The organism is Marinobacter xiaoshiensis, assembly GCF_031631795.1.
Classification (GTDB): Bacteria; Pseudomonadota; Gammaproteobacteria; order Pseudomonadales; family Oleiphilaceae; genus Marinobacter; species Marinobacter xiaoshiensis.
In genome coordinates, this window is the sequence record NZ_JAVMBO010000007.1 from 1 (window position 1) to 20,478 (window position 20,478).

General features: G+C 52.8%; 21 protein-coding genes. 13 read left to right on the forward strand and 8 right to left on the reverse strand.

Annotated features, from left to right (window positions below; translation table 11 throughout):
* The first annotated feature begins 70 nt into the window (after positions 1-70).
* Positions 71-1,155 (forward strand): IS3 family transposase gene (locus tag RKA07_RS03850; protein WP_310965554.1). Its coding sequence is split into 2 segments (ribosomal slippage): positions 71-332 and positions 332-1,155, totalling 1,086 coding nucleotides; the frame shifts between segments, so codons are not numbered across the junction.
* Positions 1,156-1,215: 60 nt separating this feature from the next.
* Positions 1,216-2,016: an NAD-dependent protein deacetylase gene (locus tag RKA07_RS03855; protein ID WP_310965631.1), complete on the forward strand. Its 801-nt coding sequence runs from the start codon at positions 1,216-1,218 to the stop codon at positions 2,014-2,016.
* Positions 2,017-2,029: 13 nt separating this feature from the next.
* Here RKA07_RS03855 and RKA07_RS03860 read toward each other — a convergent pair whose 3' ends face one another.
* On the reverse strand, positions 2,030-3,439 hold the full coding sequence (locus RKA07_RS03860; protein ID WP_310965632.1) for a sodium-dependent transporter: 1,410 nt from the start codon (positions 3,437-3,439) through the stop codon (positions 2,030-2,032).
* An 84-nt stretch (positions 3,440-3,523) separates the two neighbouring features.
* Positions 3,524-4,624, reverse strand: coding sequence for a Leu/Phe/Val dehydrogenase (locus RKA07_RS03865; RefSeq protein WP_200202660.1), 1,101 nt, complete (start codon positions 4,622-4,624; stop codon positions 3,524-3,526).
* A 427-nt stretch (positions 4,625-5,051) separates the two neighbouring features.
* Here RKA07_RS03865 and RKA07_RS03870 point away from each other — a divergent pair, with 427 nt between their 5' ends.
* The 3 genes from RKA07_RS03870 to RKA07_RS03880 all read left to right on the forward strand — a co-directional run bounded on the left by RKA07_RS03870 (position 5,052) and on the right by RKA07_RS03880 (position 7,542).
* On the forward strand, positions 5,052-5,789 hold the full coding sequence (locus RKA07_RS03870) for an AzlC family ABC transporter permease (RefSeq protein WP_310965633.1): 738 nt from the start codon (positions 5,052-5,054) through the stop codon (positions 5,787-5,789).
* Positions 5,786-6,097, forward strand: coding sequence for an AzlD family protein (locus RKA07_RS03875; protein ID WP_200202658.1), 312 nt, complete (start codon positions 5,786-5,788; stop codon positions 6,095-6,097). Before RKA07_RS03870 ends, RKA07_RS03875 begins: the two co-directional genes overlap by 4 nt.
* 113 nt (positions 6,098-6,210) lie before the next feature.
* The gene (locus RKA07_RS03880) at positions 6,211-7,542 is read left to right on the forward strand and encodes an SPM autocatalytic domain-containing protein (RefSeq protein ID WP_310965634.1); all 1,332 of its coding nucleotides are present in this window, start codon (positions 6,211-6,213) and stop codon (positions 7,540-7,542) included.
* Positions 7,543-7,555: 13 nt separating this feature from the next.
* Here RKA07_RS03880 and RKA07_RS03885 read toward each other — a convergent pair whose 3' ends face one another.
* Together RKA07_RS03885 and RKA07_RS03890 are read right to left on the reverse strand one after the other, a co-directional pair.
* On the reverse strand, positions 7,556-8,056 hold the full coding sequence (locus RKA07_RS03885; RefSeq protein WP_200202656.1) for a hypothetical protein: 501 nt from the start codon (positions 8,054-8,056) through the stop codon (positions 7,556-7,558).
* Positions 8,057-8,189: 133 nt separating this feature from the next.
* Positions 8,190-10,367, reverse strand: coding sequence for a nuclease-related domain-containing protein (locus RKA07_RS03890; protein WP_310965635.1), 2,178 nt, complete (start codon positions 10,365-10,367; stop codon positions 8,190-8,192).
* A 366-nt stretch (positions 10,368-10,733) separates the two neighbouring features.
* On the opposite strand from RKA07_RS03890, the gene RKA07_RS03895 reads away from it, so the two are divergent.
* Together RKA07_RS03895 and RKA07_RS03900 are read left to right on the forward strand one after the other, a co-directional pair.
* Entirely contained in the window at positions 10,734-11,120 is a 387-nt protein-coding gene (locus tag RKA07_RS03895) for a DUF3302 domain-containing protein (RefSeq protein ID WP_310965636.1), read from the forward strand.
* On the forward strand, positions 11,120-12,079 hold the full coding sequence (locus RKA07_RS03900) for an HlyD family secretion protein (protein WP_200202653.1): 960 nt from the start codon (positions 11,120-11,122) through the stop codon (positions 12,077-12,079). The genes RKA07_RS03895 and RKA07_RS03900 overlap by 1 nt, the downstream gene beginning before the upstream one ends.
* A gap of 73 nt (positions 12,080-12,152) precedes the next feature.
* Here RKA07_RS03900 and RKA07_RS03905 read toward each other — a convergent pair whose 3' ends face one another.
* The 3 genes from RKA07_RS03905 to RKA07_RS03915 all read right to left on the reverse strand — a co-directional run bounded on the left by RKA07_RS03905 (position 12,153) and on the right by RKA07_RS03915 (position 14,811).
* Positions 12,153-13,055, reverse strand: coding sequence for an alpha/beta fold hydrolase (locus RKA07_RS03905; protein WP_310965637.1), 903 nt, complete (start codon positions 13,053-13,055; stop codon positions 12,153-12,155).
* Between the two features lie 163 nt (positions 13,056-13,218).
* Entirely contained in the window at positions 13,219-14,391 is a 1,173-nt protein-coding gene (locus RKA07_RS03910) for a GNAT family N-acetyltransferase (protein ID WP_310965638.1), read from the reverse strand.
* 57 nt (positions 14,392-14,448) lie between these two features.
* Positions 14,449-14,811, reverse strand: coding sequence for a Spy/CpxP family protein refolding chaperone (locus RKA07_RS03915; RefSeq protein ID WP_310965640.1), 363 nt, complete (start codon positions 14,809-14,811; stop codon positions 14,449-14,451).
* A 210-nt stretch (positions 14,812-15,021) separates the two neighbouring features.
* On the opposite strand from RKA07_RS03915, the gene RKA07_RS03920 reads away from it, so the two are divergent.
* The 6 genes from RKA07_RS03920 to RKA07_RS03945 all read left to right on the forward strand — a co-directional run bounded on the left by RKA07_RS03920 (position 15,022) and on the right by RKA07_RS03945 (position 19,934).
* Entirely contained in the window at positions 15,022-15,708 is a 687-nt protein-coding gene (locus RKA07_RS03920) for a response regulator transcription factor (protein WP_200202649.1), read from the forward strand.
* The gene (locus RKA07_RS03925) at positions 15,705-17,021 is read left to right on the forward strand and encodes a sensor histidine kinase (RefSeq protein WP_310965642.1); all 1,317 of its coding nucleotides are present in this window, start codon (positions 15,705-15,707) and stop codon (positions 17,019-17,021) included. The genes RKA07_RS03920 and RKA07_RS03925 overlap by 4 nt, the downstream gene beginning before the upstream one ends.
* Positions 17,022-17,040: 19 nt before the next feature.
* Positions 17,041-17,646 carry a YigZ family protein gene (locus tag RKA07_RS03930; protein ID WP_200202647.1) on the forward strand — a complete coding sequence of 202 codons (606 nt, stop codon included), beginning with the start codon at positions 17,041-17,043 and terminating at the stop codon, positions 17,644-17,646.
* A 76-nt stretch (positions 17,647-17,722) separates the two neighbouring features.
* On the forward strand, positions 17,723-18,253 hold the full coding sequence (locus RKA07_RS03935) for a DUF4136 domain-containing protein (RefSeq protein ID WP_200202646.1): 531 nt from the start codon (positions 17,723-17,725) through the stop codon (positions 18,251-18,253).
* A 58-nt stretch (positions 18,254-18,311) separates the two neighbouring features.
* Positions 18,312-18,668, forward strand: a complete 357-nt coding sequence (locus RKA07_RS03940; protein ID WP_200202645.1) for a translation initiation factor Sui1 — start codon at positions 18,312-18,314, stop codon at positions 18,666-18,668.
* A gap of 12 nt (positions 18,669-18,680) precedes the next feature.
* Positions 18,681-19,934 (forward strand): D-amino acid dehydrogenase, encoded by a 1,254-nt coding sequence (locus RKA07_RS03945; protein WP_200202644.1) that lies wholly within the window; start codon positions 18,681-18,683, stop codon positions 19,932-19,934.
* Here RKA07_RS03945 and RKA07_RS03950 read toward each other — a convergent pair.
* On the reverse strand, positions 19,931-20,401 hold the full coding sequence (locus RKA07_RS03950) for a DUF4442 domain-containing protein (RefSeq protein ID WP_200202643.1): 471 nt from the start codon (positions 20,399-20,401) through the stop codon (positions 19,931-19,933). The two genes, RKA07_RS03945 and RKA07_RS03950, sit on opposite strands and share 4 nt — an antisense overlap.
* Positions 20,402-20,478: the final 77 nt, after the last annotated feature.

The window sequence follows — 20,478 nt, forward strand, 5'->3', positions numbered from 1 at the left end:
TGTAATCCCCCCAGAAAATAATCGAGGTTTTGAGTAGAGGCTTTTACAATGATCGCAGAAGGAGCGAAAAATGAAAAAGTCTCGATTTACCGACAGCCAGATTATGGCGATTTTGAAGCAGCATGAGGCCGGAGTCCCGGTAGCTGAACTGGCCCGGGAGCACAACGTCAGCACCGCACTGATTTATCAGTGGCGTTCGAAGTTTGGCGGCATGGATGCTTCGATGATGAAGCGCCTGAAGGAACTGGAAGCCGAGAATGCGCGCCTTAAAAAAATGTATGCCGAAGAACGGCTCAAGGCCGAGCTGCGTCAGGAAGCCCTGGAGGGAAAGTTGTAAGGCCATCTCAGCGCCGGGAGATGGCCATAAAGGGTGTGGCCAAGCATGGAATTAGCATAAGCCTGGCCTGTGTAGTTTATGGCATCAGCGAGACCTGCTATCGCTACCAATCGAAGTTGGACGGCGAGAACGCTCTGGTTGCTGACTGGCTGTTACGGCTCACTCAGACCCACAAGCGCTGGGGTTTTGGCTTGTGTTTCCTGTATCTGCGTAACGTGAAGGGCTACAGCTGGAACCACAAGCGCGTGTATCGCATTTACCGGGAACTGGAACTGAATTTACGCATCAAGCCCCGGCGAAGAATCCAGCGGGATTATCCGGGCGAGCTGGCCGTTCCTACAGCGCCAAATCAAGTCTGGTCGATGGACTTCATGAGCGACCAACTGGTTAGCGGCAAGACGTTCCGGACGTTCAATGTGATTGACGACTACAATCGCGAAGGCCTTGGCATCGAAGTAGACCTATCATTACCTGCTCAACGAGTGATCCGCGCTCTGGATCAAATCATCGAATGGCGCGGCAAACCAGCGGCCATTCGTTGTGACAATGGGCCGGAGTATATCTCGCAGTCACTGGTTGATTGGGCCAACAGGAATCGAATTACGCTGATCTATATTCAGCCGGGCAAGCCTACTCAGAATGCTTATATCGAGCGCTTCAATCGGACTGCGCGGCACGAATGGCTGGATCTGCATCAGTTCAACAGTATTCCCCATGCCCAGCTATTAGCCACGCAATGGTTGTGGCAATACAATAACGAGCGACCCAATACCGCTATCGGGGGCATACCACCAACCAAGCTGCGAAAGGCAGCTTAACCCTCTACTCAAAAGAGCGGTTATAAATGGGGGGATTACAAGCCGGAACAGGCCGGTGAGTTGCTGGCAGAGTTTATTCATTACCACCCCAGGCTGATGATTCTGACTGGGGCGGGCGTAAGCACCGATTCCGGCATTCCCGATTACCGCGATGGCGACGGAGCCTGGAAGCGCAAGCAACCAGTTCAGCACCGTGAGTTCATGGAAAGCTATGAAACTCGCCAGCGTTATTGGGGGCGTAGCTTGATTGGCTGGCCGGTGATCCGCAATGCGAAGCCTAACCCCTCCCACTTCCATATCGCAGAGCTGGAAATGCGCAATCATTCCAGCCTCGTGGTCACCCAGAATGTAGACCGCCTGCATCAAAAAGCCGGTACACAGGGCGTAAGCGATTTGCATGGCCGTGCCGATGAAGTGCTTTGTATGAGCTGTGGCTACCGGTGCTCCCGGGAAGAAGTACACGAACGCTGCGCTGATCTTAATCCGACCTTTCAAGACTACAAAGCGGAAGCTGCTCCAGATGGCGATGCCGATTTGAACGTGGATTTCTCCGGTTTTCGCCTCGCAGATTGTCCAAGGTGCAGCGGTATACTCAAACCAGATGTCGTGTTTTTTGGTGACTTTGTACCGAAGCAAAGAGTGGATTTGGCGAAGGATACGCTCAAGGCGAGTGATGGATTGCTGGTGATTGGATCTTCGTTGATGGTCTATTCCGGGTTTCGCTTTTGCCGCTACGCCAAAGAGTTGGGCAAACCGATAGCCACCCTGAATCTCGGCAGGACACGAGCAGAAGCATTGGCGGAACTGAAACTGAATGCAAGAATCGGGGAGACCCTCATGGCCTCCCTTGATCACCTATAAGATTAGGCGTTGCTTACGCACCCACCAGGTTGTAAACAAACACTGTTCCCACAGCCACCGGCGTAATGAAGCGCACGGTAACGTACCAAAGATTGAACATGGGCTTGGAGAGCGCCAGTTCTTCTTCCATGGCCTTGCGCGACATGATCCAGCCAGCAAATACCGCAACCAGCAAGCCACCCAAAGGCAACATAATGTTGGCTGTGAAGAAGTCCAGCAGGTCAAAGATCGTTTTGCCCTCCAACATGGTGATCCATCCCAAAGGCGCAAAGCCTGACCACAGGTTAAGGGAAAGGATCGATGCAATGCCCAGAGCCCAGCACACAAAGCCTGCACCCAGCGCACTGGTGGTGCGGTTCATGCCTTTTTGTTCTTCCAGCCACTCCACAATGGGCTCCAGTAGCGAAATGCCTGAAGTCCAAGCGGCAAAGATCAGCAGTATAAAGAACAGGGTTCCGAACAGGCTGCCCATAGGCATTTGACCAAAGGCCAGCGGCAGAGTCTGGAAGATCAGGCCTGGGCCAGCGCCCGGCTCGAGGCCGTTGGCGAAAACAATCGGGAAAATAGCCAGTCCAGCCAGCAATGCCACGCCGGTATCGATAATACACACGGCAATGGATGTTTTGGCGATGGAAATGTCTTTTGGCAGGTAAGAGCCGTAAGCCATCATTACTGCCATACCCAGGCTTAGAGTAAAGAAAGCGTGCCCCAGTGCTACCAGTACACCGGCGGTAGTGAGTTTGGAAAAGTCTGGTTGAAACAGGAAGCTTGCCGCCCGCCCAAACTCGCCTGTGGTCATGGCAAAGCCAACAACGGCAAGCAGCAGAAGGAAGAGGGCAGGCATCAGAATGCTGACAGCCCGTTCAAGCCCTGCGCGAACGCCCTTGGCCACTACTAGCACCACCAAAGCCATAAACAGTGAGTGCCACATTAGCAGTGTCATTGGGTCTGCCAGAAGGCTGGAAAAAAGCTCGCCAATGGCCTCTGCCGATTGGCCGGTGAATTGCCCGCTGGCCGCAGAGCCTACATAGGATACTGCCCAGCCTCCAATCACAGAATAAAACGAAAGAATCAGGAAACCGGCAATAACACCGATTGCACCAACGGCTCGCCAGGAAGGGTTAATCCCTTGCTGTTTGGCGATCTGTTTGAGGCTGTTCACCGGGCTTCGGCCACCACGCCGGCCAATTAGCACCTCAGCCATCATAATTGGAAGGCCTATGGCTGCGATGCACAGCAGATAAACCAATACGAACGCGCCACCGCCGTTTTCGCCGGTGACATACGGGAATTTCCAGATGTTACCCAGGCCTACGGCAGAGCCCGTGGCCGCGAGAATAAAAGCAAACCGTGAAGACCAGAGCCCACGGCCGGCGTTCGATCCTTCCGTTGCCGCAGAGCTGGGTGCGTTTGATACAGACATGATTGTCTCCTGCCAGATACTTGTTTTTGTTTGGAAGATCCGGGGCCTGGAGTAGCTCAAGGCCCCGTGAAAATATGTCTATGATTATTCAGCGCCGGCTAGCTGTTCGCTCTGTGCTTGAGCTGCGCCTGCGCGTTTCCGGAAGCGTTCCTCTGCCAGAGTGTTGGCAACTGTTCCGGTTGGAATACCGCTGCTATCAGAGCGTTTGAATATCTCTGAAAGAGTTCGGCCGATGCCTTCAACATGTGCGCGCACTTCTTCTGAGGTGCCCCCGGTACGCTCATAAAACACATCGATAATGCCGCCCGCATTGATCACGAAATCCGGTGCGTAGAGGATGTTTCGGTCTTTCACAGCCTGGTCGTGATCCGGGCGCTGCAGCAGATTGTTGGCGGCTCCTGCAATCACCGTTGCTTTCAGGCGGGGGATACTGTCGTCGTTCAACACGGCACCCATGGCGCAGGGCGCGATTACATCGACTGGCAGGAATAGAATGTCCTCGGCGCTTGCAGCATGGGCACCGAGTTCACCTACGGCACGCTGCATGTTTTCTTGGTGAATGTCATACACCCAAAGCTCTGCACCGGCCTCTTTCAAATGTTGAGCCAGGCGGAAACCCACGTTGCCCACACCTTGAATGGCAACCTTCAAGCCTGCCAGGTCCTCACGGCCGAGCTTATGTTTTACCGCAGCCTTCAGGCCAACAAATACCCCATAGGCTGTAGTTGGAGAAGGGTCACCGTTGCTGGGCTGGCCATCAAATCCCATGTGCTCAACAATGCCGGCAACATGTTTGGTATGCCGTGCCATGACCTTGAGATCGGGCACGCTGGTGCCAGAATCTTCGGCGGCAATGTATTGGCCACCAAGCCCTTCCAGATGTTTGCCCATGGCTTCCAGTAAGGCTTCACTTTTTTGCTTGCGCGGGTCGCCAATAATGACGGATTTGCCGCCGCCGAGATCAAGATTGGCAAGCGCAGACTTGTAAGTCATGCCCCGCGAAAGGCGCAGCACATCACGCAGTGCTTCTTCATCACTGGCATAGGGAAACATCCTGCAACCGCCAAGAGCTGGGCCGCGGGAGGTGTTGTGTATGGCAACAATAGCTTTGAGCCCGGTTTCGGGATCGCAGAAAAAAGACAGATGTTCGTGGTTATCAAATTCGGGATGGCTGAATACAGTCATTGGATCACCTCTCTTCCTTGGCCCGAGTGGGCGTTATGCTGCGGAAATAAAAGGCGATTATCTTAACAGGTAGGAACAAATGTGCACTGCACAAGACGTCTCGAAGACGTGCTGATATTAGCATGTTGAAATCCTCTCCACCTGGCCGGATCTCGGCGGCAGTGGCAGTGTTGTTTTTGTCGTCCGGCTTGTGGCCGGCGTTTTGATTTCAGTTGCTCGAAATTCCCATTGGGGATAGCCCTTGTGGGGTCGAGCTAGATGTAACCTAATCGGTGTAAACGAGGAGGTCAATTGTAAAAATAGCATTGCGTGCAGATATTGGCATTTGGGTGTTAGTTGCATTTGCAAAACTTGTTGGCAGATCAATAACTCACGTCTGCGGAAACTACTGATACGCGTGAGAAGGAAATTTCCTTAGCTTGCTTAGATGAAAACAGAGCAATATTCCTACCAGTTCCAACCCGCGAAGGTTCGCTCCGAACTTATTCGGATGTTCCCTATTTCGCTGTTTGTGGTGGCATTCGGTGCGGCATTTGGCCTTGCTGCAGTGCAAAAGGGATTGGGCCCCATCGAATCATTGCTGATGAGCACTATGGTTTTCGCCGGTGCCTCGCAGTTCGCTGCGATCGATATGTGGGGTGCTGAAGTTTCCGTTATTCCCGTCATGATCGTAGTGTTCGCCATCAACTCCCGCCATTTGTTGATGGGCGCCTCGCTCTACCCCATGTTGAAAGATGTATCCCCGGCAAAGCGCTATGGGATTTTGCTGCTCCTCACCGATGCCAACTGGGCTGTATCTGCTCAGGAATACCAAAGCGGCAGGCGTAACCTTGAGGTGATTCTTGGAGGCGGCCTTGTGCTTTGGCTCGCCTGGATTGTTGGCACTTGGCTAGGTGTTTATTTTGGAGGGCTTTTGCAGGATCCGAAAAGCCTGGGTATGGACATGGTGTTGGGCTGTTTTCTGTTGGCAATGGCGCTGGGCGGTAAAAAGAACCCCCGCGTGCTGGTGGCCTGGACGCTGGCAGCCGTTGCTTCACTTGCAGCTTGGAAATGGCTGCCGGCCAACACCCATGTGGTCGCTGGTGCTCTCGCTGGTGGTGTCGTAGGGTACTTTTGGCTTGAAAAAAAGCCGGGAGATGAGCCTGATGGGGAGGAGCCAGCATGACCATCGAAACCACCACAGGCGGTGTTCTTGTACTGATCCTGATGATGACGGTGGTTACCCTGGCAACCCGCTTCGGGGGCGTGTTTATCATGTCCTTTGTGCGGATAAGCCCCCGTATTGAAAGCTTCATCAATACCATGGCCAGTTCGGTACTCATCGCCATTATTGTTCCCATGGCGTTTGGTGGTGATGCGGGCGCAATTGCGGCGCTGTCGGTTACTGCCATTACCGTGCTTCTTCTCAAAAAGCCTCTGCCAGCAATTGCTGCGGGTATTCTTGCGGCAGCTATAGTGCGGTATATGTTTTAGGTTTTAATAAGGTAGCCTGCAAAATAGTAGTTTGCGCAAAAATTACTCAAGTTCAGTTTGTCTCAGCCGATAGGCGGTTAGATAAACAAAGAACTCAGAGGTAAACCGGCGCCATGATCGTATCCAGTCAAATTTCCTTTCTTCAGGGAAACTCCCGTCAGGAAACGGCGTTCAGCCAGAGCCAGCTACGGATTAACCAGCAACCCCTATCCAGCAATTCTGCAGAAGGGCAGGGAGGGGGCAGGCAGCTCAACATCACGCGCGATGCGGCTTACCGCTACAACAGCCAGGAGCGCCTCGGGTTTACGAGTTCCAGCGCCGTTACCGGTGGTGATCGTAATGCGGTTTACTCCAGTGCCGAATTGGTGGAGAAAACCACAGACTTATTCCTCCGTGGTCAGCAGGCCATCAGTGTTGGCCGTGCTGCCCTGAGTGGTGATTCTGCGGCACAGACAAGCGGCAGCGTGACTGTTGAGGCGAACCGCTACATGTTCTATTCGCAAAGTGAAACCCGGTCGTTTGCTTCTAGCGGAAGCATTTCGCTGGAGAACGGCGAAACTATCGATTTCACGCTGTCACTCCGCCAGTCGCAATCCCGAACCTATGAATATTCTGAAAGCTTGCGGATCGAAGAGCGGCCAATGACTGACCCGCTGGTGATCAATTTCGGCAGTACCACCGCACAGCTCACCGATACTTTGTTCGAGTTCGATATGGAAGGAAACGGGAAAACTGCGCAGTTCGCTACCCTCGGCAGTGGCAGTGGCTATCTTGTGTTCGACCGGAATGGTAACGGCGAAGTGGATGATGGTACGGAGTTGTTTGGACCACAAAGTGGTTCCGGCTTCAGTGAACTCGCAAAATTTGATGACGATGGCAACCAGTGGATTGATGCTAACGACGAAGTGTTTTCGTCGCTGTCTGTATGGGTACAAACCGCCGATGGTTCCCAGGCATTGAAGTCTCTTGCGGAAGTGGGCGTGCAAGCTTTGTACGTGGGCAGTGCAGAAGACAGCTTTACCCTAACGAACCGGCAGGGCATTCCCTTGGGGCAGATACAGGCTTCAGGCATTTACCTGACAACCGATGGCGAAGTGCGCACACTCGAAGAAATTACCCTGGCTGAGCAGAATACTGCAGAGATACCTTCTGCAGTTCAGCGCATTAACAGTAGCGGCGACGCTGTAGCAGGTGGCGAAGGGGTTGGCGAAATTGGCGGGCTCGCGGGTGCCCGGATTGAAGCCATTCGTGGCGCTCTGGAAAAGCTCAATGAGATCCGGGAAAAGCAAAGAAGCTTTATCGAAGAGACCAGGAATTTAGGGAAATCCGACTCACCTCTGGACGAGTACATGAGCATCATTGATCGGCTGCGCATGGAGTTGCTGAACAGCCAGAATGAGAAGCATCAGGCGGCAAGCCGGTACCTGGAGTTTGCCAAGCCCTGATCTGGCGTGGGTGTTACTTCTTGCGTTTGTGGTTAAACGTGTTGGGATTGCTTGGTAGCTGGATTTTCGGATTAACCTGTTTAAGAGCGTTGTATAAATTTTTTCGGGAAAAGGGGTAGTTCATGCACAGTTGGTGGACCTCCCCGTTTTCCATGCGCACGTTTATGTTGGTCATATAACCTGATCCGATATTCAGCTTGTGCTCGATAGCTACAATATCTCGAGGACTGATTCTGAAACACCACTCCCTGAAAGCAGGGTGGTGGCTATAGAACTCCTTTTCCGTTACGTAGATTTCGAATTTGTCCCTTCTTTTCAGCAGCCAGGCCAGAATTACGGCCAACACGATTGCCACAGCAACAGCTCCTTTCTCAACCACATCGTATATTTTTTCGAAGTCTGGCTGGTCTCTGAAAAATTGTTGAAACAGATAAAGAATGACGGGTATCGCCAGTATATTGAGCGCAACGCTTATGGCTTGTCGGGTTTGGCTTTTTTTGTAGTGAAATAGCATGGGCGAGTCTCGTTGTTACCGTTTAAAAGCAGTTTTCCTGACCGGATCGAACATTAACCTTCAAGTTAAAAGTTATGGGCCACTAATTCACGGAGATTTTCCGTTATCGATGAGTGTCACATGCAAATGGCTGTCAATCAGTCAACAAGCCTTCCCAGGTTACTTCGCCAGTAATGACATCGACAAAAGCCTGTGCGCTGAACCCCGCCGGATAAAGGGTTCGCGGCTCTGGTTCGGTTTCCGTATCCAGTGGCTGGAGGTAATGCTTCTGGTCTTTCAGTGCGAACTCCAGGACTTCACGGGATACGATCCGGAAATTATCTATCGACTCACCATCGCATTCGATCGAGGTATCAACGATCCAGGAATGAAGCGTAAGCTCACGATCAGTTGAAGGCAATTTCAGTGCCTCTTTTAGTGATGCATCAGGATGCCGCAGCAGTATCGTCTCCAGTACATGTCGCTTGCGCCTCAGCTGTCTGGCGGCCTTACGTAGGGTGTTGGTCCGATGCATCCATACTTCATGTTTTGAAGAGCGGATGAATCCGGACTTTACTTCGAGCAACAGGATCACGCCGTCAAGGTGGCAAATCAGATCTATTTCACCTGCATCATCACCGTTTCTAACGGGTGGCTGGTATCCCACCACCACGCTAAAACCTTGGCTGCGTAGTGCCTCTGCCAAACGATTTTCAACACGTGCAGTTTCGTTGCGCAGTTCCGGCCTGCGGACACCAACCCGGCGCAGTGTGTTGATGGCGGCAACCAGATTGTTTTGCTGACCTACAACCCAGGGAAACTGAAAGCTGTAACGACCTATTTTGTGAAACGGCTGTTCATGTAGCTTCGGAGCGGGGGCATGGGGGTTACTTTTCATCTGAGCCGAAAGTTGGCGTAGATCTACAGTCCAGAACGCGAGAATCGCTTTAGCCGCCGCTGGGCTACCTTTTGGAAGCGCACGACTAACTGTCCAGCTACGTATCCGCCTGATTTTCTCAGGGAGTTCTGACCAGGTCATGGGGAAACGGTTTTCACCTGCGAGCATCCCTTCAAAAGCCAGAGCCCCTAGTGCGGAAATAGTAGAATCTGTGTGACTGCGAAAGCGGCGGTAAGGTTCTAAAAACGATGCTGAAAAAAAGGCGGAAGATAATTCACTGGCCAGCAAAACCTGGTGCAAGTCCACCTCAGCTCCATCTTCAAGCGCTATCTTGTCGCTAAAACCAAAGACAGTCTGCATGATAAGCCTTCCGCGAATAGCCTTGATCCAGGCCAGTTGGTTGGCTTCATGGTTTTCAGGATTGCCAATGGCTGATCCAGCCATTCCACTGGCGACAAACTCATCAACAGCCCTGCGTAACCAGTAATGCCATAGCAGCAGTGTTTTTTCTTCTGTTTGTTGCCAACGACAAGCGTTATCAGGATAGGCTCTGAATGTCACAGGATGACCAGGCTTCCATTGATACTGCACTTCGTTATCGAAACTGAAGGCGTCAACAGTGGCCTCATAATCGAGCCGTTCTTTCATTGCTGAGACAAGGACAGCTACGGATTCCAGATTAGTAATGCATTTCTCTTTTGATGCAGCCCCAGGAAAAAGCAAAGGAGAGAGGTGGTGTTTGAGGGACTTGCCAAGCGTTTTCTCCGTCAACTGAAAGTCGCGCTCACTGCAGTGCAGCAATTTGCGATGAATAATGCGCTCGTAAACAGCCCACTCCTGCTGTGTATCGTGGTCACCTTTATCCAGTGATGAGTAAGCCAGAATGCTGAGATAGGAAAGCAAATCGAGCAGGGAGAGAGGCTTCAAGCGCTTTTCAGCTTCCTCTATCAGTTGGTCGAAAGGTTCGAACTGCTTCAGCAATAGGTCGCACACGCTGAAGAAGTCGCTCCAGTCAGGCCCAGATGTGGAACTCTTCAAGTGATTTAGAACCTTGGAGTCAGTCCGGGTGAACAGCTTTGAGTGCCGGATTGCCCAGCGCAATATTTCAGGATTGCTTTGTGCAAGGTGGTCAAGCAGAGAGTTGTCGATCTCATCCAGCACCCACAGTACTTGAGACAGCCCAACACTTGGGAGTTTTGCGTCTTTCAATACTGAGGGGTGCCACCAGAAATCCAAGCATAAAAGCCCTGCAGCCCGCTCGCGCCTGGAATATTTGCCTGCAGGCTTACCATCCAGGAAGTCATGTAAGCATTCATCTGCAGATGCTGCGTTACCCAGTGTTGCCGCGTAGAACGACCATCGTGCTTCATAATAAGGCGTGCAAGGGGAGGCATCCATCATGCGTGGGGCGAATCCGTAATCTGCTTTGGGCACAGGTTGGGCCAGTGAGTTTTTTGAACTGTAACATCGTTTTGCCTCTCGTCGCAGTAGATCCCTTGCCCCCCCCTCGCGTCCAGACTTGCTGAGTGGCCCACCTGCTGCACGGCATTTAGAAAGACCCAGCGAGAAAGTCAGTGACTCAACGTCGCCGTTGTTGGCACCTGAGTCACTGCGGCGTATCACTCAGACGAGGGTTGTCAGATGTGTATCGCTTTAATGTGGAATAGCAGCAGCTGAATTGTTGATCTGGCAATCATTTTTCTGAACGGGCCATAGTTTCAGATTGTGGCATTTAGCGTTTCCCGCTATTGTCACGCCTGAATTATTAACAAATGTTTACGCTGCGGAGCCTGCCCGGACATGCTTGATTACATTGCACTCGGCATCCTGATTTTTGCCGCCATTACCGTTTTTTACGGCATCATCGTAATTCACGATATCCCCTATGACATAGCTGAAAAGCGACGCCACCCCCACGCCGATGCCATTCATGTAGCCGGGTGGATCAGCTTGTTAACACTGCATATTATTTGGCCCTTTTTGTGGATATGGGCAACTCTATACAGAGAGGACAGGGGCTGGGGCTTTAACAAGCATGCGGGGGTAGTGCAGCCCGAACCGGAAACCGATAAAGACAGCACAACGGATGCATCCATTGCCGAGCTCAAAGCTCAAATGTCCAAATTGAGCGTTCAAGTTGCGCAGTTACAGCAAACTGTTAACCAGTCGGCGGGAGATGAAGGCTAATGGATCTTTTATTAATTCTTACCTATACCGCGCTGTGCATTGCCATTTTCAAGATATTCAAAATCCCGTTGAATAAGTGGACGGTGCCTACTGCGGTTCTGGGTGGTGTTGTTTTGATTGGCGGGCTGATATTCAGCATGAATTACAACCACCCGTTTTCTGAAACAAGCCGCGACTACTTTGTCACTACGCCAATCGTACCAACGGTTAGTGGCCGGGTAATCGAAGTCAAAGTTCAGGGTGGGGTGAAGGTAAACAAAGACGACGTGCTTTTCGTGATCGATCCGGAGCCCTTTCAGTTCAAGGTTGATTCGATACGCGCACAATTGAAATCTGCAAGGATTGATCAGAAACGTGCATTGGAGTTGGTGAAGCGTGGCGCCGGCAGTCAGCGGGCAGCTGATCTGGCCACTGCGCAAGCAGATACACTGCAAGCCCAGCTCGCCGAGGCAGAGTTTAATCTAAGCGAGACCGTTGTGCGGGCACCAACTGACGGCTACGTGGCGCAGTTGGCCCTGAGGCCCGGAATGATGGCAGTCTCTCTGCCATTGCGGCCTGTAATGGTATTTGTGCATGCTGAAGATCTGTACTTTGTTGGCTGGTATCGCCAGAACAGCTTGTTGCGCCTGCAGGCGGGCAATGAGGCAGAAGTGGCCCTGAACGGTCTGCCCGGTCAGGTGTTTACGGGGAGAGTGAAAAGCGTTTTGCCCGCACTGGCAGAGGGCCAGATTCAGGCAAGCGGTAACTTGATCAACCCGCTGGCGGCTATTTTTCCGGGGCGCATACCCGTATTGATTGAAATTACAGATCCGGATTTTCAGCAATATGTGGGCACTGTGCCAGGTGGCGCCTTTGGGCAAAGCGCGGTTTATACCGATCATTTTCACCATGTGGCAATCATGCGGAAAATATTGTTGCGAATGTCGTCCTGGGTTAACTACTTGTTCCCCTTCCATTAGACTTCTGTTGGCTAACCCGTGTCGCTTGAAATGATGTTCTATCAGGCGGCATTGGCGCCTTCAATATCGGGTTTCAGTTTTTCATATAGTGCTGAATCTCCTTGAATACACGGTCCATAAACTGTTGATCGAGGGGTAACAGGTGCCCGCTTTCAGGCAGTATGCTCAGTGAGGCATCGGGTATTTGCTGAGCCATGTGCTGCGCGAACTCCACAGGGACAAAGGTATCTTTCCCTCCCTGGTAGATGTGCACCGGCACCTGAATGTTTGTCAGGCTGAAAGGCCAGGCAGCCCACTGCACTTCGAGATCCTGAATCACACCTTTCACGCCCTGTACCAGCGCTTCCTGCTGGTTGCGGACAAAGAGTTCAGAGCGCTTCTTGTCATTGAGTAAGGCCTGATCTGCAGGGGCCATCTCGGCTTCTGCCACAGCCATATAAACGCCAGGTAAAGTCAGGTCCGCCCAACGGGCTACTTTGAGTGCCTGTTTGAACAATACGGGATGCTCTTCTGACAGCTTAGGGCCATGCAATCCGTATTCGCTCATTGCCTGTCGGGCTTTATTGTACTCGCCGAAGTTGGTATACCCGGATATCGAGATAGCAAATCGAACACGCCGGGGTAAATAGTAGGCGGTCGCCAACACAGGCGGGCCGCCGCTGGACCAGCCCATTAAGCCAAACCCATCCAGCCCCTTTTCATCTGCAAGTTTTTCGATATCCGCAGCAAAGTCCAGCAGGCCATAATCCGGGACAAAGCTGGATGCCCCGATTCCAGGTCGGTCCATAACAATCAAGCGGATCCCGTAATCTTTGGCTTTGGCATCCAAAAACAGCAATTCCAGGCGTGAGCCCGGGTTTCCGTGGGCATAAAATACGGGAAAGCCCTGCGGGTCTCCGCGCTCAAGCCATGCAACACGGCGCGTGTTCCAGATTGAAAACCGGGGGGCTCCGTCATCGGGCTGTTGCACTTCCATGACCACCCGATCAGCCTTTGTGGATGCGCAACCGGGTAGCACTACCCACAACGGCATTGAAACCAATAGAAACAGTATCCGGGACACACTGATTACCTCGTATAGACCAGCCTTTATTGTAGTTGTTGCGGAGTCGTTCTGCTTTCTGCTTCGCGGGTATTTGTTACTGACAACCGCTGTCGTATTGCCGGTACGGTAGCGCCGTTTTAGCCTCCTCGAAATACCCCATAACCTGCTCTGCTTCCTCTCGGGTAAATGCATCAATGGCGTCACGAAAGCCCGGATGTGCGATTCCGTGCCATGAGTGGGTGATCACTGGCTCGAACCCCCGTACCAGTTTGTGCTCCCCTTGCGCACCTGCATCAAAGGTTTTCAGACCCAGCTTGATGGCCAGTTCAATGCCCTGGTAATAACAGGTCTCAAAATGCAGATGGTTGTATTCCTCCAGGCAGCCCCAGTAACGGCCGTAGAGCGTATCCTGGCCGGTTAGAAACAAGGCACCCGCAATCATCTCTCGGTCTTTTATCGCCATGATCACATGCAGGTGCTCAGGCATGGTTTCACGCATCTGCTCAAAGAACTGCCGGGTAAGGTAAGGCTGCTGCCCACGTTTCAGGTAGGTGGCCTGATAGAAAACATAAAAGGCAGCAAGAACCTGGTCAGATATGTCCTGGCTATGAAATCTTGCGAAGGTGATGCTCTGCTCGGCCACCTGGCGGCGTTCCTTACGGATGGATTTACGTTTTCGGGAGGTGAGTTTGCCCAGAAAGTCGTCAAAGCATGCATAGCCGTTGTTGTGCCAATGGAACTGGCAGCCTATGCGGTGCAGCTGAGTTTCGTGCTGGAGTAGTTGCTGGTCTTGTGCGTTCGGAAACAACAGGTGCCAGGAGTGAGCGCCAAGTTTGGCTATGAGTGTGTCAAGAAGGTCGTGAATACCTTGGGCATAGAGAGCACTGCGCAGATGTGGGTCAAGGAGTAACCGTGGCCCTTGGGACGGTGTAAATGGAACAGCGATCAGGAGTTTCGGATAATAGCTCATGCCGTAGCGTCGGTACGCATCGGCCCAGGCCCAGTCAAACACGTACTCGCCCATGGAGTGGGTTTTCAGGTATGCGGGCGCGACTCCGGCAATGTCACCATTCATCCGGAATATGAGGTGGCAAGGCTTCCAGCCAGTTTTTTCGCTGGTGCACTGGGAGGCTTCCAGTGCCTCAAAAAACTCATACCGGAGGAACGGGTTATTGGTGCCTGCCAGCCGCGCCCAGGTTTCTCTGGGGATGTCGGACAGGGCGTGACAGGCCTCAAGTGTTATAGAAGAAACTGCAGGTTCTGACATGGTTGGGGCGTACTCCTTGATCGCTCCCGATACCTTACGTCAAAACCCGGCTTGTGATCACTTCTTAGGGTTATCGCAGCGCTTTTTCATCTTGTCCTGCATTTTCTTCATGCGTTTTTCGTTCTTCTGGCGATTTTCCTCGTGAATTTCGTTCCAGATTACGCGCTGCTCGTCGGTTAGCTTCAGGCGTTCAGCCATGGCTTCGCGCCGCTCGGCCATCTCAGCCTGCCGTTCTGCATGGTTGAAGCGCCCTTTGCCTTCTCGCATGTTTTCGCACATTTCAGTCATGTCCCGCTGATTACCGCGTTGGCCATCACCGTAGTTTCCGGATGAGTTGCTCGCCATCAAAGCCGGGCTGGCGGCAAAAAGAGCGGAGGCCAGAATGCCGGCGGCGATGATAGATGATTTACGTTTGCTCATGATGATTCCTCACATGGTTGGCCGCGTTGCGGCAGAAGGTTGATTCATTAACCGCTATGGTACGGCATGGCTTGGTAAACGAGCGTCAATGCTATGTAAAGGTTCTGCAAAGGAACCTGAGCCTGAGACGGCAGGCCCCGGGGGGCATGTTAGACTTCGGCTAATATATCTTGTCCTGATTGAATGGGCTGAACCGGGTAGAGAAGAGCGATGCAGAACAGAGTGCTGTTGGTAGAAGATGACGACGAACTTCGTGAGCTGCTTGCCCGCTATTTGAGCGGTCAGGGGTTCACTGTGCGTGAGGCCGCCAATGGTAAGGACGGCTTGACGCTGGCACTTGGGCAGCACTGCGATATTGTTGTGCTGGATATTATGCTACCGGATATCAGTGGGCTGGAGGTGCTGCGAGAGCTGCGCTCTCAAACGCACCTGCCAGTGGTGTTGCTGACGGCCCGCGGTGATGAGACAGACCGGATTGTCGGGTTTGAGGTGGGTGCCGATGATTACATTCCCAAACCCTGTAACCCCCGTGAGCTTGTGGCCCGGCTTCATGCCATTCTGCGCCGGGTTGCCTGGGATCAGAAGGCCGGCGTTAAGACAGAACAGAATTATGGTGATTTGCGCCTTGAATCGGATCACCGACGCATTTACCAGAACGATGAGCCCCTTGATCTAACGGCCACCGAGTACGAAATTCTGCAGGTGTTGCTGGCTCATGCTGGCAGTGTAGTGCGCAAGACAGACCTTATGCAGTGGGCGCTGGGGCGTCGCCTCGAAGCTTTCGACCGGACACTGGATATGCACATCAGCAATCTACGCAAGAAACTGGGCAGTGATGATCCTCCCCGGATAGAGACGGTGCGTGGTCTCGGCTACAGCTATCGGGTGGTCGAATGAAACGTCGGCTTATGGTGCCTTTGTTCTGGCGGATCTTTTTGCTGATCTGGCTGGCCATGGCGGTAACAGTGGTTGTGAGCAACCTGGCTTCTCGCGTGTTGCTGGATCGTGAGAGGGCAGCCATTGAGCGGCAACTTGAGTTGCGGGACCTTGGGCTTGAGGTGTCTGCCATACAGGAAGCCCGCGGGCGCCGGGAAGCCCACCGGTTTCTGCGAGCACAGGGCGATGAGCTTGGCCTGCACCTTATGATGATCAGCGCGGGCGACGACAACCGTTTGCCCTCGGCCATTCGCTCACGCATGGAATCAGGTTGGTATCGACAGAAACCCGCAATCGTAGACGTTGGCAACGGGGACAGGCTGATTGCCTGGCCGAAAATGCATGAAGAGGGGTGGCTGGAGCCGCGGGTTTTCCGGTTTTTGGAAATGGGCCTCGCGTTCATTCTGATTACCCTCGCTTGCTGGTTAATTGCCCGTTTTGTGTCGCGGCCAATGCGGCATATGGAATCTACAGCTCAGGCCATTGCCGGTGGCAACACTGAATTAAGGGTGGATGAACACATCGCAGCCCGGCGGGACGAAGTGGGCCAGTTGGCGACGGCGTTTAATGCCATGACGGATCAGCTTTGCGCCCTGCTGGATCGGCAGAAGCATCTTTTAAGGGATATTTCCCATGACTTGCGAACGCCACTGGCGCGCCAGCGGATAGCTATTGAGTTGGCAAGCGAAGGCGGTGTCGAGGAAGAGCTGATGGCCAGTATCCTGCGCCAAAACGAGCGCCTGGATACTATGACCGGTCAAATACTGACGCTGTACCGGGTTACAGAACAGGGGGGTAGCATCGCGCGGGAGCCGTTGCGTCCGGTGGACCTTCTGAATCAGGTTTTGCGGGATTCGGCCGATTATGCCGAGCATCATCGCGTGGCGTGCAAGCTGGATTCAATGCCAGAAAGCACCGGGGTGACTGTGCTGGGTGATGCCGGTCTGTTACAGCGGGCATTTGACAACATTCTGCAGAATGCTCTGGATTACACCCCTCCGGGCAAGAATGTTCATGTGGCTTTGGGCTTGTCGGCAGGCTGGATAAGCCTGACGATTGAGGATGAGGGGCCGGGTGTTGCAGAAGACATTCTCGAGCACCTGTTTGAGCCGTTTTTTCGCGCGGACAAATCCAGGGGAGGCCAGGGATGGGGGTTGGGGCTGGCAATTGCCAAAGACATAATTCTTGCCCATGACGGCGAAATTACCGCACATAATAGTGAGCGTGGCGGTTTGCAGGTTGTTGCTCGCTTGCCCGTATTTGCGGCGGATTAATCAAAACACAGGCAGCTCCATGAAAAAAGATTATCCCGTTCCTGCTGGCTACCTAGAGCGCGAAACGGAAATCAAAAAAAGCCGCTTTATTGCCCGGATTGCGCCTGTGGCTTCCCGGGATGAAGTGAAGACCTGGCTGGAGAAAGCGCACCAGGATCACCCCGATGCCCGTCACATCTGCTGGGCTTATCAGATAGGCCGTCCGGGTTCTGCAGCAGAAGCCGCCATGAATGATGACGGCGAGCCTTCCGGTACCGCAGGCAAGCCGATCCTGAGCGTGATACAGCACAAGGATATGGGTGACGTGCTGGTTATGGTGATACGGTATTTTGGTGGCATAAAACTCGGCGCAGGAGGCCTTGTTAGGGCCTATGCGGGAGCCGCTGAGAGTGTGCTCTCCGAAGTGGGCAGGGTCTTTCACAAGCCGGTCAGGCCGGTTAACGTTGTCATGGGCTTTGCGGATGAACAGCCGCTTCGGCACTGGTGTGATGTCAATTCTGTGGAACTGGGCGCGGTTACCTATGGTGCATCTGTGACCGCGCGGGTCCTTGTTCCGGAAGATCAGGCTGATGCCTTCAGCGCCTTTTGTGATGCGCATAAACTGGATTACAGTTTCGAAACATGAATCGGCAAAAAATGCATCGGACAAGTGTCTTGCGCGTATACTGACACCAGGATTCCAAGAAACTAGGGGGTAAACAATGGCTCGTATTCTGGTGGCAGCACTGGTGACACTGTTAATAACCGGGTGTGCCAGTAATGTGGTGACTGATTACAACTCAGCCGCGGTATTTGGCAATTATTCAACCTGGGCTTTCATGCCCGATACCGGTGAAACGTCATTTATTTCACTTGATGGAAGCCGTGTGCAGAATGCAGTTGAGCGAGAGTTGAATATTAAATCCATGCGCAAGGTGGCGGAGCCGGAAGCAGATCTTCTGGTTAGCTGGCGGATTGTGGAAGAGGACCGCCTTGAGCAATCTGGCGTTGGTGTGGGTTTAGGCTTTGGTACTGGTAACTTTGGCTGGGGAATTTCGTCACCACCACCGGTGCGTGAAGTAAAAGAAGGCAAGCTGGTGGTTGAGTTGGTAGATACAAGTTCGAAGGAGGTTGTCTGGCGTGCATCCAGCCGTCGTTACCTCAATGAACAGCAGTCCCCTGAAAAGCGCGGAAAACTCATTGATGAAGTGGTTGCCGAGATGTTCACCAAGTATCCTCCTGATCTGGACTAAAATATACAGGGCGCCTATGGAGGCAAAAGCTTCAAGGGCCCGGGCATAGGGAGGACAAATGGCAAAGCAATCAACAGGCGGGCTGGTATTTTCAACCGAGCAGGGGCGGATGTGCCCTGAATGCCGTAACCCGGTTTCGGACTGTACTTGCCGTCAGGCTCAGCGCCCTGAAGGTGATGGCGTTGTAAGGGTGAGTCGTGAAACCAAAGGGCGCAAAGGCAAAGGTGTTACTCTGGTTACCGGTATCCCCATGGATGACAAAGACCTTAAAGCCTACGCAAAGGTGCTTAAAGCCAAGTGTGGCACTGGCGGCACCGTTAAAGACGGCGTAGTAGAGATTCAGGGTGATCATCGCGATTTGCTTGTGCCCCTTCTGGAACAGAAAGGCTGGGTTGTTAAACGTTCAGGTGGCTAACCGGAGAATGGCATGCACATATTGGTTTTAGGCGCAGGTGTTGTTGGTATAACTACTGCCTGGTTTCTGCAGAAGCAGGGGCATCAGGTAACGGTGATAGACCGGCAGAGCCAGGCAGGGCTTGAAACCAGTTATGCAAACGGTGGGCAAATCTCCGTTTCCCACGCTGAGCCTTGGGCGAATCCCTCCGCGCCTTTGAAGGTACTGAGATGGCTTTTTAAAGCCGATGCGCCTCTCTTGTTTCGGCCAAGGATGGATCCAGCACAATGGCGCTGGGCGCTGTCTTTTCTGACTGAGTGCACTTCTGCAAAAGCGGCCCATAATATTCGCCAGATGGTGAATCTTGGTACCTACAGCCGGAGCCAGCTTCAGGCTTTGCGCCAGGAGCAGGGGCTTGAGTATGATCAGGTCACGAAAGGCATACTGCACTTTTATACCAATCAGGCGGAATTTGATGGGGCCCTCGAACCAACGCGTATCATGCGAGAACTGGGGTGTGATCGGCAGGTTATCGATGCAAAGAAAGCCGTAGAGATTGAACCGGGGCTCAAGCACATACAGGACCAAATAGCGGGCGCAACCTACACGCTGGAAGATGAATCTGGTGACGCGCGCAAGTTTACTCAAGGACTGGCCGAGCGATGCCGGGAAGTGGGCGTTGAATTCTGCTATCACACCGACATTCTTGGATTTGAACGAATGGGAGAGCGTATTCTCGGAGTTCATGTGCTGAAAGACGGTCACCACCAGACCATGAGGGCAGATGCCTATGTTCTGAGCTTGGGAAGTTTCAGTGCAGTGCTTGCTCGCCAGCTTGGGTTGAGCTTGAACATTTATCCCGCGAAAGGCTATTCCATAACTGTACCGGTGAAAAACGAAGAGGCTGCCTTCAGTGTGAGCCTCACTGATGACGAGTACAAGCTGGTATATTCACGCCTCGGTGACCGCATTCGCGTTGCGGGAACTGCCGAACTGAGCGGTTATACCCGCACCCTTAATTACACACGCTGCCGTGCAATTGTGCGAAGAACCGCAGAGATAATGCCCGAAGCCGGTTACTGGGATCAGGCTGAGTTCTGGACAGGTCTGCGGCCAGCAACACCCTCCAATGTGCCCTATGTGGGCAAAAGCCACTTCGCCAATTTGTATTTGAATACCGGCCACGGCACCTTGGGCTGGACTCATTCCTGTGGCTCGGCGGCCGCACTGGCAGATATTGTTGATGGCCGGAAGCCAGAAGTGGACTTCAGCTTTTCAGGGCTTTAGCGTTTCTTTCTGACGTATAGAACCTTGTTAACCCGGGCGACCAGTTCGCCCTTCTCATCAATAATATCTACATCCCACTGGGGGAGAAATTTGTCGCCACCTGAAGTGGCAGTGCGAATTTCCTCCAGGCGCTCGTCTGTCAGCTCAAAGTGCGCTGTTACCTTGCCTTTACCGGGGCGAATAAAATCGATGCAGGCTGATTTATCCCAAACTATGTAGTCTTTCCCCAGGTTGTTCATCAACAGCAACATATACATGGGATCGACCATGCTGTAGAGCGAACCACCAAAGTGCGTGCCCACGTAGTTGGTGTTGTACCAATGCAGATTCATCTCTACTGATGCTGTGCGGTAGTCATCCGCAATGTGAGTTACTTTGACCCCGGCGCCCGCATAGGGGCCGTATACGTTCATTATTTTACGCACGCCATTTGGGCTGGAAATCCAGTTGCGGAGCTTCGACATCATGATGCTAGAACTCTGTTTTAAGCGGTAAGTTGAGAAAGAGTTAAGGCAGGGGATTATACGGAGAAAAACAAAAATGG

Coding starts and splice junctions, on each gene's coding strand:
- RKA07_RS03860 (WP_310965632.1), bottom strand. CDS start 3,439: ATGTCTGTATCAAACGCACCCAGCTCTGCGGCAACGGAAGGATCGAAC.
- RKA07_RS03865 (WP_200202660.1), bottom strand. CDS start 4,624: ATGACTGTATTCAGCCATCCCGAATTTGATAACCACGAACATCTGTCT.
- RKA07_RS03870 (WP_310965633.1), top strand. CDS start 5,052: ATGAAAACAGAGCAATATTCCTACCAGTTCCAACCCGCGAAGGTTCGC.
- RKA07_RS03875 (WP_200202658.1), top strand. CDS start 5,786: ATGACCATCGAAACCACCACAGGCGGTGTTCTTGTACTGATCCTGATG.
- RKA07_RS03880 (WP_310965634.1), top strand. CDS start 6,211: ATGATCGTATCCAGTCAAATTTCCTTTCTTCAGGGAAACTCCCGTCAG.
- RKA07_RS03885 (WP_200202656.1), bottom strand. CDS start 8,056: ATGCTATTTCACTACAAAAAAAGCCAAACCCGACAAGCCATAAGCGTT.
- RKA07_RS03895 (WP_310965636.1), top strand. CDS start 10,734: ATGCTTGATTACATTGCACTCGGCATCCTGATTTTTGCCGCCATTACC.
- RKA07_RS03900 (WP_200202653.1), top strand. CDS start 11,120: ATGGATCTTTTATTAATTCTTACCTATACCGCGCTGTGCATTGCCATT.
- RKA07_RS03905 (WP_310965637.1), bottom strand. CDS start 13,055: ATGGAAGTGCAACAGCCCGATGACGGAGCCCCCCGGTTTTCAATCTGG.
- RKA07_RS03910 (WP_310965638.1), bottom strand. CDS start 14,391: ATGTCAGAACCTGCAGTTTCTTCTATAACACTTGAGGCCTGTCACGCC.
- RKA07_RS03915 (WP_310965640.1), bottom strand. CDS start 14,811: ATGAGCAAACGTAAATCATCTATCATCGCCGCCGGCATTCTGGCCTCC.
- RKA07_RS03920 (WP_200202649.1), top strand. CDS start 15,022: ATGCAGAACAGAGTGCTGTTGGTAGAAGATGACGACGAACTTCGTGAG.
- RKA07_RS03925 (WP_310965642.1), top strand. CDS start 15,705: ATGAAACGTCGGCTTATGGTGCCTTTGTTCTGGCGGATCTTTTTGCTG.
- RKA07_RS03930 (WP_200202647.1), top strand. CDS start 17,041: ATGAAAAAAGATTATCCCGTTCCTGCTGGCTACCTAGAGCGCGAAACG.
- RKA07_RS03935 (WP_200202646.1), top strand. CDS start 17,723: ATGGCTCGTATTCTGGTGGCAGCACTGGTGACACTGTTAATAACCGGG.
- RKA07_RS03940 (WP_200202645.1), top strand. CDS start 18,312: ATGGCAAAGCAATCAACAGGCGGGCTGGTATTTTCAACCGAGCAGGGG.
- RKA07_RS03945 (WP_200202644.1), top strand. CDS start 18,681: ATGCACATATTGGTTTTAGGCGCAGGTGTTGTTGGTATAACTACTGCC.
- RKA07_RS03950 (WP_200202643.1), bottom strand. CDS start 20,401: ATGATGTCGAAGCTCCGCAACTGGATTTCCAGCCCAAATGGCGTGCGT.